Annotated in this window: 12 protein-coding genes; 2 read left to right on the forward strand and 10 right to left on the reverse strand. The window is 62.6% G+C overall.

Annotated elements, in window-relative coordinates; all coding sequences use genetic code 11:
- Positions 1 to 13: 13 nt before the first annotated feature.
- Together phoR and phoB are read right to left on the reverse strand one after the other, a co-directional pair.
- Entirely contained in the window at positions 14 to 1,321 is a 1,308-nt protein-coding gene (gene phoR, locus JHD59_RS09250; RefSeq protein WP_199154009.1) for a phosphate regulon sensor histidine kinase PhoR, read from the reverse strand.
- A 6-nt stretch (positions 1,322 to 1,327) separates the two neighbouring features.
- On the reverse strand, positions 1,328 to 2,017 hold the full coding sequence (gene phoB, locus JHD59_RS09255; RefSeq protein WP_103321360.1) for a phosphate regulon transcriptional regulator PhoB: 690 nt from the start codon (positions 2,015 to 2,017) through the stop codon (positions 1,328 to 1,330).
- 419 nt (positions 2,018 to 2,436) lie between these two features.
- Here phoB and JHD59_RS09260 point away from each other — a divergent pair, with 419 nt between their 5' ends.
- Positions 2,437 to 2,880 carry an Lrp/AsnC family transcriptional regulator gene (locus JHD59_RS09260; RefSeq protein ID WP_199154010.1) on the forward strand — a complete coding sequence of 148 codons (444 nt, stop codon included), beginning with the start codon at positions 2,437 to 2,439 and terminating at the stop codon, positions 2,878 to 2,880.
- Between the two features lie 67 nt (positions 2,881 to 2,947).
- Here the strand turns inward: JHD59_RS09260 and gap are convergent, their stop codons facing one another.
- From gap to JHD59_RS09285, 5 genes are all read right to left on the reverse strand, one after another.
- Positions 2,948 to 3,946 (reverse strand): type I glyceraldehyde-3-phosphate dehydrogenase, encoded by a 999-nt coding sequence (gap, locus tag JHD59_RS09265; protein WP_011134115.1) that lies wholly within the window; start codon positions 3,944 to 3,946, stop codon positions 2,948 to 2,950.
- Positions 3,947 to 4,156: 210 nt separating this feature from the next.
- On the reverse strand, positions 4,157 to 5,839 hold the full coding sequence (gene nagE, locus JHD59_RS09270; protein WP_199154011.1) for an N-acetylglucosamine-specific PTS transporter subunit IIBC: 1,683 nt from the start codon (positions 5,837 to 5,839) through the stop codon (positions 4,157 to 4,159).
- Between the two features lie 276 nt (positions 5,840 to 6,115).
- A complete protein-coding gene (locus JHD59_RS09275; protein WP_103321363.1) occupies positions 6,116 to 7,126 on the reverse strand; it encodes an SIS domain-containing protein in 1,011 nt (336 codons plus the stop codon).
- Positions 7,119 to 8,240, reverse strand: coding sequence for an N-acetylglucosamine-6-phosphate deacetylase (nagA, locus tag JHD59_RS09280; protein WP_199154012.1), 1,122 nt, complete (start codon positions 8,238 to 8,240; stop codon positions 7,119 to 7,121). The genes JHD59_RS09275 and nagA overlap by 8 nt, the downstream gene beginning before the upstream one ends.
- Positions 8,237 to 8,971: a GntR family transcriptional regulator gene (locus JHD59_RS09285; protein ID WP_043629116.1), complete on the reverse strand. Its 735-nt coding sequence runs from the start codon at positions 8,969 to 8,971 to the stop codon at positions 8,237 to 8,239. The genes nagA and JHD59_RS09285 overlap by 4 nt, the downstream gene beginning before the upstream one ends.
- Positions 8,972 to 9,353: 382 nt before the next feature.
- Here JHD59_RS09285 and JHD59_RS09290 point away from each other — a divergent pair, with 382 nt between their 5' ends.
- A complete protein-coding gene (locus JHD59_RS09290) occupies positions 9,354 to 10,508 on the forward strand; it encodes a lytic polysaccharide monooxygenase (protein WP_199154013.1) in 1,155 nt (384 codons plus the stop codon).
- A 12-nt stretch (positions 10,509 to 10,520) separates the two neighbouring features.
- Here JHD59_RS09290 and yedA read toward each other — a convergent pair whose 3' ends face one another.
- The 3 genes from yedA to JHD59_RS09305 all read right to left on the reverse strand — a co-directional run bounded on the left by yedA (position 10,521) and on the right by JHD59_RS09305 (position 12,721).
- A complete protein-coding gene (gene yedA, locus JHD59_RS09295; protein WP_199154014.1) occupies positions 10,521 to 11,384 on the reverse strand; it encodes a drug/metabolite exporter YedA in 864 nt (287 codons plus the stop codon).
- 61 nt (positions 11,385 to 11,445) lie between these two features.
- Positions 11,446 to 12,105, reverse strand: coding sequence for a protein TolQ (tolQ, locus tag JHD59_RS09300; protein ID WP_368671561.1), 660 nt, complete (start codon positions 12,103 to 12,105; stop codon positions 11,446 to 11,448).
- Positions 12,106 to 12,139: 34 nt separating this feature from the next.
- A complete protein-coding gene (locus tag JHD59_RS09305; RefSeq protein ID WP_199154015.1) occupies positions 12,140 to 12,721 on the reverse strand; it encodes an L-threonylcarbamoyladenylate synthase in 582 nt (193 codons plus the stop codon).
- Positions 12,722 to 14,026: the final 1,305 nt, after the last annotated feature.

Here is a 14,026-nt window from a genome sequence, read left to right on the forward strand (position 1 = left end):
GGATCGAACGGGATCAGGCGGCCTGGCTGTCGTTGCGGCGTTCGCGCGGGAACACCACGCTGAAGGTGCTGCCCTTGTCCGGCTCGCTCTTGATCTCCAGCCGGGCATGATGCCGCGCCAGCACGTGCTTGACGATGGCAAGGCCCAGGCCGGTGCCGCCGCTGCCGCGGGAGCGGCCTCGGTCCACGCGGTAAAAACGCTCGGTCAGCCGCGGGATGTGCTCGCGCGGAATGCCGATGCCGGTGTCGCTGACCGAGAAGCGCAGCTGATCGCCCTCGTCCTGCCAGGCCAGCGTGATGCTGCCGCCTTCCGGCGTGTAGCGGACGGCATTGGACACCAAATTGCCGAAGGCGGAATGCAGCTCCTGGCTGCTGCCCCACAGGCCACAATCGCAGTTGCGCAGCAGCTTGACCTGATGGCGGCCCTGCGACAGGCCTTCGGCCTCCACCATCAGCGTGTCCAGCATGTCGCGCATGTCCACCCGCTCGGAATTGACCGCCTTCGGGCTGTTTTCCAGCTTGGACAGCGTCAGCAGGTCTTCCACCAGGCTCTGCATCCGCCGCGACTGCTCCATCATCATCGGCAGGAACTGGCGCAGCGTGCGCTCGTCCACTTCGCTCATATCGCTCAGGGTTTCCAGAAACCCGCCCACCACGGTCAACGGGGTGCGCAACTCGTGCGAAACGTTGGCGACGAAATCGCGGTGCACCGTCTGCACCCGCTCCAACTGGGTGATGTCGCGCGTCAAAAGCAGTTTGCGGGTGGAGTCGAACGGCACCAATTGCAGCGAGATCACCAGCTCGCGCGGCTGGCTGAAGGTCAGCATCAGCGGCTGGCTGAAACTGGCGTTCTTCATATACGCATGGAAGGCCGGCTGGCGGATCAGGTTGAGAATCTGGTTGCCGACGTCGCGCTTGCGGTCCAGCCCCAGATGCTCCACCGCCATCGGATTGATCCACTCGATGCGGTCCAGCTCGTCCAGCACCACCACGCCGTCCGGCATCGCCTCGCCGGCGTTGATGAAGCGCTCCAGCACATGGGTGAGCTTTTTCTTGCTCTGGCTTTGCGTGCGCATGGTGCGGTACAGCGTCATGAACACGGTATGCCAGACGCCGAAGCCGTCCGGCACCCGCTCCGGCACCGGATGGCGCAGCCAGCGCATCAGCAACGCGATGTGATACAGATTGAAAGCGAGCCAGGCGCCCAGGCAAATCGCCAGCGCCAGCATCGCGGCGTCGGCCGATGATGAGACCCAGAAACCGCAGCTGATGACCGTGATGGTCACCAGCCACAGGGCGGTGCGTTGCAGGAATTCACGCATCGCGGCCTACTGCTGCACGGAGAAACGGTAGCCGGTGCCGCGAACCGTCTGGATCAGGCCGTCGTGCTTGGTGCCTTCCAGCGCGCTGCGCAGGCGGCGGATGTGCACGTCCACAGTGCGCTCCTCGACGAAGACGTGGTCGCCCCACACCTGATCCAGCAACTGGGCGCGCGAATGGACGCGCTCGGGGTGGGTCATGAAGAAATGCAGCAGGCGGAACTCGGTCGGACCCAGGTCGATCACATTGCCGTGGCCGGTGACGCGGTGGGTCACCGGGTCCAGGCGCAGACCCTGCACATCGACGGCGTCGTCGGTCATCTGCGGCGCGCGGCGGCGCAGCACCGCCTTGATGCGAGCCAGCAGTTCGCGCGGCGAAAACGGCTTGGTGATATAGTCGTCGGCGCCGGTTTCCAGGCCGATGATCTTGTCCTGCTCGTCCGAGCGGGCGGTCAGCATGATGATGGGGATATGGCGGGTGCGCTCGTCGGCGCGCAGGCGCTTGGCCACATCCACGCCGCTGGCGCCGGGCAGCATCCAGTCCAGCAACACCAGGTCCGGCAGCGCGTTCCTCACCAGCGTCAGCGCCGCCTCGGCGGTGCCGGCGCGCAGCACATGATGGCCGGCCTGGGCCAGGTTGAAGGCGATCAGCTCCTGAATCGCCGGTTCGTCTTCCACGAGCAAGATATTGGCGGCCATATTCGGCTATCCTCGGTTTGATTTTGTGGCAAGGATACAAACGCCAGATGACACTAATATGACATGTCTTGAAACGTTCGCGAGCATTGTGCCGCATCCTTGCAGGAAGTTCCATGACCGCCAAAAAAAACGGGCCTGCCGCTGCGGCAGACCCGGAATGGTCGTCGTCAAAACATTGATCTGACAAGAGACCAGGGACAAAGAGATCACCAGGACAGTCTCAAATGAGGGGGTCGAGCGACACGCTCATCCGCAACCAATCTTGGAGAGGAACAGGAGGCGGGACATGCCGCCTGCTCCTGATTACGGGGTGCATTCTACGTAGCAATTCCGCTACGCGAGCATAAAAATCGAAGGATTTTTTCTATTTTCGCCTTCGTTTTCCTGTTTGTTTGAACATTCCACCTTACAATCAAAACATGGACAGATTTGATCGAAAAATCCTTGCCGCACTGCATGAAAATGCCAGGATCAGCTTCGCCGAATTGGCGCGGCGCGTGAACCTATCGGCGCCGGCGGTGGCGGACCGCGTGGCCAAGCTGGAACAGACCGGCGTGATCACCGGCTACCGCGCGCAGATCGACCCCTCACGGGTCGGCCTGCCGATTTCCTGCCTGATCGAATTGACAGTCAAGCACCTGGAGTACTACGTGGTGGTAGACGAAATCCGCAACACGCCGGAGGTGATCGAATGCGCGTCCATCACCGGCACCAGCGGCCTGATGATCAAGGTGGCGGTGGACACCATGCCCGCGCTGCAGGCCCTGATCGCGCGGCTGATGCAGTTTGGCGATACCAAAACCTCCATCATCATCGATACGCCGGTAGCGCCGCGCATGCCCGCGCTGCACGAAGACGAATGAAAAAACGGCCGGGGCCCTTGCGGGCGCCAGCCGGAACAGAGAACAACTCTCCCTTACTCGATCAGGCTCAGCCTGCCACGTGCTTCACAAAGCGCAGCATGTTGCAGGTGTAGCCGTATTCGTTGTCGTACCAGGCCACCACCTTGATGAAGGTCTTGTCCAGCGCGATGCCGGCGTCGGCGTCGAAAGTGGACGGCGCGGTGTTGCCGACGAAGTCGGTGGACACCACTTTTTCATCGGTGTAGCCCAGGACGCCCTTCAGTTCGCCTTCGGAAGCGGCCTTCATCGCCTTGCAGATGTCGGCGTAGTCGGCTTCCTTCTCCAGCTCCACGGTCAGGTCAACCACGGACACGTCGGAAGTCGGCACGCGGAAGGCCATGCCGGTCAGCTTCTTGTTCAATTCCGGAATCACCTTGCCCACGGCCTTGGCGGCGCCGGTGGACGACGGAATGATGTTTTCCAGGATACCGCGGCCGCCGCGCCAGTCTTTGGACGACGGACCATCCACGGTCTTCTGGGTGGCGGTGGCGGCGTGCACGGTGCTCATCAGGCCGCGCTTGATGCCCCAGTTGTCATGCAGCACCTTGGCCACCGGGGCCAGGCAGTTGGTGGTGCAGGAAGCCGCGGAAACGATGGTTTCGCCGGCGTACTTGTCGTGGTTGACGCCGTAAACGAACATAGGGGTGTCGTCCTTGGACGGAGCGGACTGCACCACTTTCTTGGCGCCGGCGTCGATGTGCTTCTGGCAGCCTTCCTTGGTCAGGAAGAAGCCGGTGCAGTCGATGACGATTTCGGCGTTCACTTCGTTCCACTTCAGGTTGGCCGGGTCTTTTTCCGCGGTCAGGCGGATGGTCTTGCCGTTGACCACCAGGCTGCCGCCCTCCACCTTGACGTCGCCCTGGAAACGGCCATGCACGGAGTCGTACTTCAGCATGTAAGCCAGGTATTCCGGATCGAGCAGGTCGTTGATGCCAACCACCTCAAGCTCCGGGAAGTCCTTGGCGATGGCGCGAAACACCATGCGACCGATGCGACCGAAACCGTTGATACCGACTTTGATAGCCATGATGAAGTCTCCTTGTCAGCTTGTGACAGCTCAATGAATGATTCGATGGTGGTAACGACGCCATCGAAATAGCGAATTCGGATCGCGGCCAAGGCCGCGCATGCCCTTAAGAAAACAGCGCAAGGGCGATTTCCCGCCTTGCGCTGTCACTTTCCACTCATTTCACAATGTAATCAACACGCTACATCAAATGTTGATCATTTTACCGCGTCAGGCCTGTAAAACCGCCGCGTAAGGGGTGGCGTCGCCTTGCAGAACCACGTGCAATACGGTAGACGACACCGAGGTGACGCCGCTGGCGCCCAGCTGCTGCAAGGCGGCCTGGTCCACGCGGGCGGCATCGGCCACTTCCACGCGCAGCCGGCTGCCGGCCACCACTTCCACCTTGCGCACATTGCCCTCGCCGCCCAAAGCGGCCAGCCAGCGCGCTTTGTCGATGCTGGCGCCGTTGGCGGCAGCGGCCGACACCAGCTTCTCGGCGGCGGCTTGCGGCGCCGGGGCGCTTGCGCCGGAAGCCAGCGCGTTGCGGATTTCGTCGGCGATCAGGTCGGCTTCCGGCCCCAATACTACTTGCACGCTGCCGGCGGCCGGCTTGATCAGGCCGCGCGAGCCCAGCGCCTTCAGCGCCGCTTCGTTCACTTGCTCGTTGCTGGCCACCTGCAGACGCAGACGGGTGGTGCAGGCGTCAACCGATTTCAGGTTGGCGGCGCCGCCCAGCGCGTCGATGAAGGCGCGCGCGCGGCCGGTGCCGGCGGCAACCTCAGCCAGCGCCACGGCCACATCTTCGCGGCCCGGGGTCTTCAGATCGAACTTCTTGATGAAGAACACGAACAGCGCGTAGTAGACGGCAAAGTAGACTGCGCCCACCGGCAACAGCAGCAGCGGCTTGGTGGCGATGCCATAGTTGATGACGTAGTCGAACAGGCCGGCGGAGAAGCCGAAGCCCAGTTTCACGCCCAGCGTCTGCATGATGGCCATGGACAGGCCGGTCAGCACCGCATGGATGCCGTACAGCACCGGAGCCAGGAACATGAAGGCGAATTCCACGGGCTCGGTCACGCCAGTCAGCATGGCGGTCAGCGCCATGGAGAACAGCAGGCCGCCGACAGCCGCCTTGTTTTCCGGCTTGGCGGTGCGATACATCGCCAGACAGGCGGCCGGTAGGCCGAACATCATCACAGGGAACATGCCGGACATGAACATGCCTGCGGTCTTGTCGCCGGCGAAGAAGCGGGTCAGGTCGCCATGCACCACCTTGCCGGCGGCGGTGGTGAAGTCGCCAACCTGGAACCAGACAATATTGTTGAGGATGTGGTGCAGGCCGGTGACGATCAGGATACGGTTGAACACGCCGAAGAAGAACACGCCCACTTCGCCGGTCGCGATCAGCCATTTGCCCACGGCGTCAATGCCATTCTGCACCGGGGGCCAGACATAGCCCAGCACCGCCCCGAGCACCAGCATGCCAAAGCCGGTCACGATGGGCACGAAGCGCTTGCCGCCGAAAAAGGCCAGATAGCTGGGCAGCTTGATGTCCTTGTAGCGGTTATACAGATACCCCGCGACCAAACCGGACAGAATGCCGGACAGCACGCCCATATTGATCTTTTCGTCGATCACTTTCAGCACGGCGGTCAGCACCAGGAAACCGATGGCGCCGGCCAGGCCGGACGTGCCGTTGCCATCCTTGGCGAAGCCCACCGCCACGCCGATGGCGAAGATCAGCGCCAGGTTGCTGAAAATGGCATCCCCCGCCTGCGCCATGAATTTGATGTCCAGCAGATCGGGCTGGCCCAGACGCAGCAGCAGGCCTGCCACCGGCAGCACGGCGATAGGCAGCATCAGGGCGCGCCCCAGCTGCTGTACGCCTGCAAATTTGTTCGTAGTACTCACAAGATCTCTCCCAGGTTAATTCTGGTGCCGTCTTGTCAAACGGCGGCTCCCCAGCACTTTACAGCGTTAGATTCCCCGCGCCCTGCACAGGCAGAGGGTGACAACATCGTTACCCGCACATCCGTCTCCTGCGCCTTCCCCCGCCGCTCAGGCCTCCGACCCGGCGACAACCCGCGGGGGGAGACGCCCCGCGGGCCGCCACGGTCTGGAAGCGTCTAAAGGCCAAACAGCCCTAGACGCGGCGGGGAAACCTTCACATCCTTGCGCGCGCCCGCCTCAGCGGGTGCAGGTCACCTTGGACAGGTGGCGCGGCACGTCGGGATTCAGGCCGCGCGCCTCGGACAGCCTGGCGGCCATCAGGTAGAAGCTCTGAATCGCCAGCAGCGGGTCCAGCGCCTCGTCATCGGCCACGCTCAGCGTCAGGTCGCGGCTGTCCACGTCGGCTGGCGCAGCCAGCAAGACCTTGGCGCCGCGGCCGCGCATCTCGGCGGCCAGGGCGATCAGGCCCTGCTGCTCCGGTCCGCGCGGCGCGAACACCAAGAGCGGGTAGCCTTCGTCGATCAACGCCATCGGGCCGTGCTTGATCTCGGCGCCGGAGAACGCCTCGGCCTGGATCGCGCAGGTTTCCTTGAACTTCAGCGCCGCTTCCAGCGCAACGGCAAAGCCCAGACCGCGGCCCACCACCATGATGCGTTCCGCCGGCTGCAGCACTTTGATGGCGGCGGACCAGTCCTGGGCCGCGGCCTCGGTCAGGCGCTGCGGCAGGTTCTCCAGCGCGGCCAGCAGGCCCGCGTCGTTCTGCCAGTGGGCCACCAGGCGGGCCACGGCCGACAGCGCGGTGATATAGCTCTTGGTGGCGGCGACGCTCTTTTCCTCGCCGGCGCACAGCGGCGCCGCCCAATGGCAGGCTTCCGCCAACGGCGAGTGCGGCTTGTTGACCAGCGCCACGGTGTGGGCGCCGGCATCGGACAAGGCCTTCATGGTGTCGACCAGGTCCGGGCTTTGGCCGGATTGCGATACTGCGACGGCCAGCTGCCCCTTCACCGCCAGCGGCGACTGGTGCAGCGTGACGATGGACATCGGCAGCGACACCACCGGTACGCCGAGGCGCTGCATCGCCAGATAGGCGAAATAGCTGGCGGCGTGGTCGGAACTGCCGCGGGCCACGGTCAGCGCCAGCTGCGGACGGATGCGGGCCAGTTCGCGTCCCAGCGCGGCCAGGCCTTCATCGGCGTACATATGTTGCGCGGCCACCGCTTCGGCGGCGTACAGCGCTTCTTCAAGCATCAACGAGGCCAATTTCCTCTCCCTCAACGTAGACTTGCTGCAAATTCAGTTCCGGGTCCATCACCACGATGTCGGCCCAGACGCCGGCTTCCAGGCGGCCGCGTTCGGCCAGGCCCAGATAGTCGGCCGGGTACAGCGACAGGCGGTGCGAGGCATCCGCCAGCGGCAGGCCGATCTTCACCAGATTGCGCAGCGCCTGATCCATGGTCAGCGTGCTGCCGGCCAGGGTGCCGTCGGCCAGACGCACCCCGCCCATGCATTTGGTCACCGAGTGCGATCCCAGCTTGTACTGGCCGTCCGGCATGCCGGCGGCGGCGGTGGAATCGGTCACGCAGTAAAGACGCGGAATGGCGCGCAAGGCGGTGCGGATGGCGCCCGGATGGACGTGGAGCAGATCGGGGATCAGCTCGGCGTACTCGGCATGCGCCAAGGCCGCGCCGACGACGCCGGGCTCGCGGTGATGCAGGCCGGTCATCGCATTGAAGAGGTGGGTAAAGCCGGATGCGCCCTGCTGCAGGGCCTCCACAGCCTGTTCGTAACTGCCCAAGGTGTGGCCCATCTGCACGCGCACGCCCTGGGCGCTGAGCAGACGGATGATGTCCATGTGGCCGGGGATTTCCGGCGCCAGGGTGATCAGCGAGATCGGCGCCAGCGCGCGGTAGGCGTCGATCTGCGCCATCGCCGCCTGACAGGCGTCGTCCGGCTGGGCGCCCAGCTTGCCGGGGTTGATGTACGGACCTTCCAGGTGCACGCCCAGCACGCGGCTGCCGGCCGGCGCCCGCTCCTTGCTGCAGCGGCCGATGTCCGCCAGCACGCGGGCGATTTCGTCCGGCGGCGCGGTCATGGTGGTGGCCAGCAGCGAGGTGGTGCCGAAACGGGCGTGCAGCCGCGCGACATGGGAGACGGCGCTGCCGCCCTCCATGATGTCCACGCCGCCGCCGCCGTGCACGTGCAGGTCGATGAAGCCGGGCAGAATGTAACGTTCCGGCTGCCGGCCCGATGCCAGGCTGGCGTCTATCGCTGCGATGCGGCCATCGGCCGCCAGGCGCACGGCGCCGTCCATCCAGCCGGAGGCGGTGAGGATGCGGCCCTGCAAGGTCTGGTTCAAAGTCATCGTTTCAGTTCGGCTACAAAGTCGTAATAATCGTTGCGGCAATAGGTGTCGGTCAGCTCGATCGCCACATTGTCGGCATTGAAGCCGATACGGGTGATCAACAGCATCGCCTCGCCCGGCCGGATGCCGGCGAGCTGGGCGATCTCGCCCGAAGCATTCACCGCCCGGATATGCTGCAGGGCGCGCACCACCGAATGTCCCGCCGCGTCCAGGTGGGCGTACAGCGAAGTGCCCACCGACTGCGGGTCCGGCAGATACGCCACCGGCATCGTACTCATCTCAATCGCCATCACCACGCCGTCGGCGAGGCGTTGGCGCTTCAGCCGCGCCACCATCGAGGTCGGCGACAGCCCCAACTTGATCACTTCCTCGTTGCTGGGCGGAAACACCCCGCGCTCCAGCCATACCGAGGACGGCACGAAGCCGCGCAATCTCAACTGCTCGGTAAAACCGGTCAAACGCGACAGCGGCTGCTCCAGCCTGGGCGTGATGAAGGTGCCCGATCCCTGGCGCCGGCGGATCATGCCCTGCTCCAGCAGCACATCCATCGCCTTGCGCGCGGTCACCCGCGAAATGCCCAGCTCTTCCGAAAACGTCCGTTCCGACGGCAGCGCCTCGTCTGCCTGCCACCAGCCGGCGTTGATCGCGTCGGCCAGCTTGCGCGACAGCTGCAGGTACAGCGGGGTGCTCAGGGTTTCATCCGGTTTCAATGCTTGCCAGCGGTTTTCCATGGTCGTCTGCAAGTGGTCTGAAAATGGCAGTGTAAGCCTAGTCTCCCGCCGCCGGTATCCCATCCCTGTTCCGAATGCCGCGTAATCCGTTCGCTACACTCCGCACGTTAATACCACATTAATACCACGTCAATACCAATTATCAAGGCAAGGTGAATTGATTCGCGAGACATGACATCGCCGCGACAGTCGGCGGGACGCCTTAAAGAAATCGACCCGCTGCCAAGCCGGGCCATCGGGACAGGTCAACTCCCAGTCAAACCTTGCCACAATAGCCGCCGCGCCTGGCAGGGCGCGCCCCGCACGCCGGGATGGGCGGCCCAGGATGGCCGCGCGATCGACGTAGAAGCCTCCGCATACCACTATCAGACGAGGAATCCGCATGAAACCGTATTGGCACCTATCCGTGATGGTCCTGAGCAGCTTGAGCGCCCAACTATGGGCCCACGGCACGATGGAACGACCGCTGAATCGCGTCTACGGCTGCTATCTGGAAGGCCCGGAAGCGCCAAAAAGCAAGGCATGCCAGGACGCCAGGCAAATCGGCGGCACTCAGGCGATGTATGACTGGAACGGCATCAACCAGAACCCATCCGGCGACCAACACCAGGCCGTGGTGCCGGATGGCACGCTGTGCGGCGGCGGCAAGGCCGAATTCCGCGGCTTCAACCAGCCGCGCGCCGACTGGCCAGCCACCCGCATCGTGCCGGACGCCAAAGGCAACTACGAGTTCGTTTACCGCGCCACCGCGCCGCATGCCACCCAATACTTCCGTTTCTACATCACGCGCGACGGCTGGCGGCCGGAGCAGCCGCTGAAGTGGTCTGATCTGGAACTGTTCGGCACGATCAACGGCACGCCGCGGCTGGACGGCGACAAGCGCTATCGGATGACGCTGCCGCTGCCGGCCGGCAAGAGCGGCCGCCACATCATCTACAACGTGTGGAAGCGTTCAGACAGCGAGGAGGCCTTTTACTCGTGCTCCGACGTGATGTTCGACACCGACGGCCAAACTCCCGGCGCAAAGCCGCCTTTGGCCAATCCATGGAAAGAGATAGGCAACGTCGTCGCGCATGAGGATCTGCCGGCCAACAGCACGGTGACGCTGCGGGTATTCGACGCGCTGGGACATGATGCCGAGAGCCACAGCGTCAAGCTGACGCCGGCCAACGCCGGCATGGCCAACTGGCCTTACGAGCTGGCGCGCAAGGTCAATGCCGCATCGCGCGCCATACGCATCGGCGTGGCCAGCCAACGGCAGCGGCAGGTTGTGATCACGCCGGTGCAGAGCGCCAGCGCCAACCGCGTCTATCTCAACGATGGCTATCCGGGCTATGGCTACAACATCGATTTGAAGAAAGGCAACGGCGGCATCGTGCCGCCGCTGCCGGCCAACTGGCGCGAAGGGGCGCCCTACCGCGCCGGCCAGCTGGTCAGCTATCAGGGCCGCAGCTACCGTTGCCTGCAGCCGCATACCGCCCCGGTCGGCTCCGGCTGGACACCGTCCAGCCAACCGGCGCTATGGCAGGTCCTGTAAGGGGCCGTCCGGCTAACGCCGCCAGCTGATCAGCAGCACCGCCGCCACAATCACCACCATGGCCAGCATCTCCTGCAGTCCGACATGCTCGCCCAGGAACAGCACGCCCAGCAGCACCGCAATCACCGGATTGACATAGGCGTAGCTGGTGGCGGCGGCGGCCGACACCGTCCGTAATAGATACAGGTAGGCGCTGTAAGCGATCATCGAGCCGAACACCGTCAGATACAGCAAGGCGCCCCAGCCGGCAGCGCCCGGCCAAGCCGTCAAGCGCTCGCCGATGGCGAAACTGGACGCCAGCAGCGCCAACCCGCCGAAGATCATGGTCCAGGCGCTGCCCATCGCGCCCGGCGGCTGCGCCAGATGCTTGCTCCAGGCCGAGCCCAGCGCCCAGCCGGCCGAGGCCAACACCAGCAGCACCGCCCCTTCCGGACTGGCGCGCAGGCTGGAACCCAGATTCAGCAGCACAATGCCGAATACGCCCAGCAACATGCCCGCCCACTCCAAGGCGCGCGACTTGTGGCCAAACAGACGGGCGAACAACAAGGTGAACAGCGGCACCGTCGCCACCACCAGCGCGGCCACGCCGGACGAAACCTCGCGCTCGGCCATCGTCACCAGGCCGTTGCCCACAGCCGGCATCAGCGCACCAAGAATGGCCGCCCCGCGCAGCTGGCGCGCATCCGGCCATGCCACGCGGCGCCAGCGCAGATAGGCCAGGACGATGCCGCCCGCCAACAGAAAGCGGGTGCCGGCCATCATCAGCGGCGGCCAGGACGCCACCCCGATGCGAATGGCCAGATAGGTGGAGCCCCAGATGATGTAGAGCGCAAAGAAAGCCGCCAGCGTGAGCGGCGCGAGACGTGAAAAAGGCATGGCGAAGTCCAGACGGTACGGACTCAAACCATGCCAGAGGCAAGCCAGGGCGGCAAGCGGCTTAGCGCATCGCCAGCCGCTGCAGGATGTTGGAGAACTCTTCCATATAGGTGTCGAAGCGGGTCGCCAGACGGTCCACATCGGTGGCGAAGCGGTTATAGGCGACCACCGCCGGGATGGCGGCGAACAGGCCGATCGCCGTCGCCACCAGCGCCTCGGCAATGCCCGGCGCCACCGTGCTCAGCGTGGCCTGGCCGGCGTTGCCCAGGCCGATGAAGGCATGCATGATGCCCCATACCGTGCCGAACAGGCCGACATAAGGGCTGACCGAACCCACCGTCGCCAGGAAAGAGGTGTGGCTGTCCAGCGCGTCCAGCTCGCGCTGCGCCGCCGCGCGCATCGCCCGTCGCGAACCATCCATGATGTCCGACAGCTCCGTGCCGGTCCGCCCGCGCAGCTTCAGAAACTCGGCGAAGCCGGACTGGAAAATGCGCTCCATCCCCACCGCGTCGCTGCGGCGACACACATCCTCGTACAGACGGTTCAGATCCGCCCCGCTCCAGAAATTGCGCTCGAATTCCTCGCTATGGCGCTTGGCCGCGCCCAGCACCGAGATCTTGTTGAAAATCAGCGCCCAGGACAGCAGGGAGGTCAAGGCCAGGCCCGCCATCACCAACTGCACCAACAGGCTGGCGTTGAGGATCAGGCTGATGAATGAAATCTGTTGCACGTTTTCTTCCTCGGTTCACATACGGCTAGCGTAACACGCGGCCGGTTTCCAGATCGATGATGGTGGACGGTTTGCGCCGTTTGCCGATGCGGCCGGGCAAGGTCAACACTTTGTCTTTAAATGCCTTGCGGCAGGCCTGCGCGGTTTTCAGCGATTTCTGGCCCGCGCGGTTGGCCGAAGTCGACACCAAGGCCGTCCCCAGCGCCCGGCACAAGGCCGCCGCCTCGCCATGGGCCGTCACCCGCACCGCGATCTTGTCATGCCGGCCGCGCAGCGCCGGCGGCACCCGCCGCGAAGCCGGCAACAGAAAGGTGTATGGACCGGGCCAATAGAGCGCCAGTTCCGCGCGCTGCGCAGCGGAAAGCGGCCGCACCAGATGGCGGATCTGCTCGAAATCGGCGGCAATGACGATCAAACCCTTGTGATTAGGCCGCGCCTTGATCGCCAGCACGCGGTGGATCGCCCGCACGTCGAGCGGATGACAACCCAGGCCGTAACAGGATTCGGTGGAATAGGCGATCACGCCGCCATGGCGCAGACGCGCGCGCGCGCGGTGCAGCAACAAGCAGCCGGGCAGACGGCTGAAAAAATTAAATCCAAATATCATGATCTTTAGGCCAAGTCTCGCATGGTCAACAATTGTACGCCCGATAAAGACGCATCTCCCAAACGAAACCTTCTGCCTACATCACTACCCTTTGACGCCTATCCAGAAAATACAAATAAGTTAAAAAATTCAAACACATATGACTTAAGCAAAAATACTTATTGAAAAAATACTAATATCATGTATATTGGCACATTTTTTAACAACATTAATGGTATTTTGCACTTAAAATACTTTATTAACAATATTTTCACAAAATGCAAAACAATTTGCATTGTCCTTCCTTGGCAGAAGGATAACTTGCCGACTGCCGATATGCAAAATAAATATTTTGGGGCTTGTTAAATTGAACCTAATTCCTACAATACTCTGCGGTGGCGCTGGCTCCCGCCTGTGGCCTATCTCACGCGAACAAAATCCAAAACCATTCATAAAATTGCCGGATGGAGAAAGTTTGCTTCAAAAAGCATTCCTTCGTGCAGCCAGTCTTGCCAACACCAAGCACATCATTACCGTAACAAATAAAGAGCTGCTCTTCAGAACAGCAGAAGAGTTTGATTCAATTAATGCTGGAAATATTGAAACCTCATACATCCTAGAGCCCATCGGAAAAAATACAGCTGCCGCCATTGCCATTGCAACCATACAAGTCATGAAAAGATTTGGCCATGATGCCATCATGCTTGTTTTGGCTGCAGATCACCTGATTAGTAAAAAAGCAAACTTCGAATTAGCAGTTGATGCTGCATGCAAACTCGCCATCAACCAAAAACTAGTGACATTTGGCATCAAGCCTGACTATCCAGAAACGGGCTATGGTTATATTGAGGGCAATGGCAATAACGTCATCCGCTTCGTAGAAAAACCATCCAAGGAAAAAGCGGAAGAATACGTTTCAAAAGAAAATTACTATTGGAATTCTGGAATTTTCTGCTTCCAAGCAGGCGCAATGCTTTCTGAAATGGAGAAGCATTGCCCTGAGATACTAAGACATGCTCAAATCAGTTACTCCGCCGCTATCATAAACGATGAGAAAATAGAATTAACATTAGAAGAATTCAATAAAATTCCTGAAAACTCTATTGATTACGCTGTAATGGAGTCTTCCAAAAACATAGCCGTCATACCATGCGACCTGTCTCTTATACACATCTGACGCTGCCGACGACAGCACGGAGGTGGAGTTGGGGGGGGTGGGGGGGGGGGTGAAGAGGGGGGGGGGGGGGGGGGGGGGGGGGGGGGGGGGGGGGGGGGGGGGGGGGGGGGGGGGGGGGGGGGGGGGGGGGGGGGGGGGGGGGGGGGGGG

It is taken from the genome of Chromobacterium sp. ASV23, assembly GCF_016428945.1.
Taxonomy (GTDB): Bacteria; Pseudomonadota; Gammaproteobacteria; order Burkholderiales; family Chromobacteriaceae; genus Chromobacterium; species Chromobacterium sinusclupearum.

Excerpts from the sequence above, each read along its gene's own strand:
- JHD59_RS09275 (WP_103321363.1), bottom strand. The coding sequence starts at position 7,126 with ATGCTTGAAGAAGCGCTGTACGCCGCCGAAGCGGTGGCCGCGCAACAT.
- yedA (WP_199154014.1), bottom strand. The coding sequence starts at position 11,384 with ATGCCTTTTTCACGTCTCGCGCCGCTCACGCTGGCGGCTTTCTTTGCG.
- JHD59_RS09290 (WP_199154013.1), top strand. The coding sequence starts at position 9,354 with ATGAAACCGTATTGGCACCTATCCGTGATGGTCCTGAGCAGCTTGAGC.
- JHD59_RS09285 (WP_043629116.1), bottom strand. The coding sequence starts at position 8,971 with ATGGAAAACCGCTGGCAAGCATTGAAACCGGATGAAACCCTGAGCACC.
- phoB (WP_103321360.1), bottom strand. The coding sequence starts at position 2,017 with ATGGCCGCCAATATCTTGCTCGTGGAAGACGAACCGGCGATTCAGGAG.
- JHD59_RS09305 (WP_199154015.1), bottom strand. The coding sequence starts at position 12,721 with ATGATATTTGGATTTAATTTTTTCAGCCGTCTGCCCGGCTGCTTGTTG.
- JHD59_RS09260 (WP_199154010.1), top strand. The coding sequence starts at position 2,437 with ATGGACAGATTTGATCGAAAAATCCTTGCCGCACTGCATGAAAATGCC.
- gap (WP_011134115.1), bottom strand. The coding sequence starts at position 3,946 with ATGGCTATCAAAGTCGGTATCAACGGTTTCGGTCGCATCGGTCGCATG.
- phoR (WP_199154009.1), bottom strand. The coding sequence starts at position 1,321 with ATGCGTGAATTCCTGCAACGCACCGCCCTGTGGCTGGTGACCATCACG.
- nagA (WP_199154012.1), bottom strand. The coding sequence starts at position 8,240 with ATGACTTTGAACCAGACCTTGCAGGGCCGCATCCTCACCGCCTCCGGC.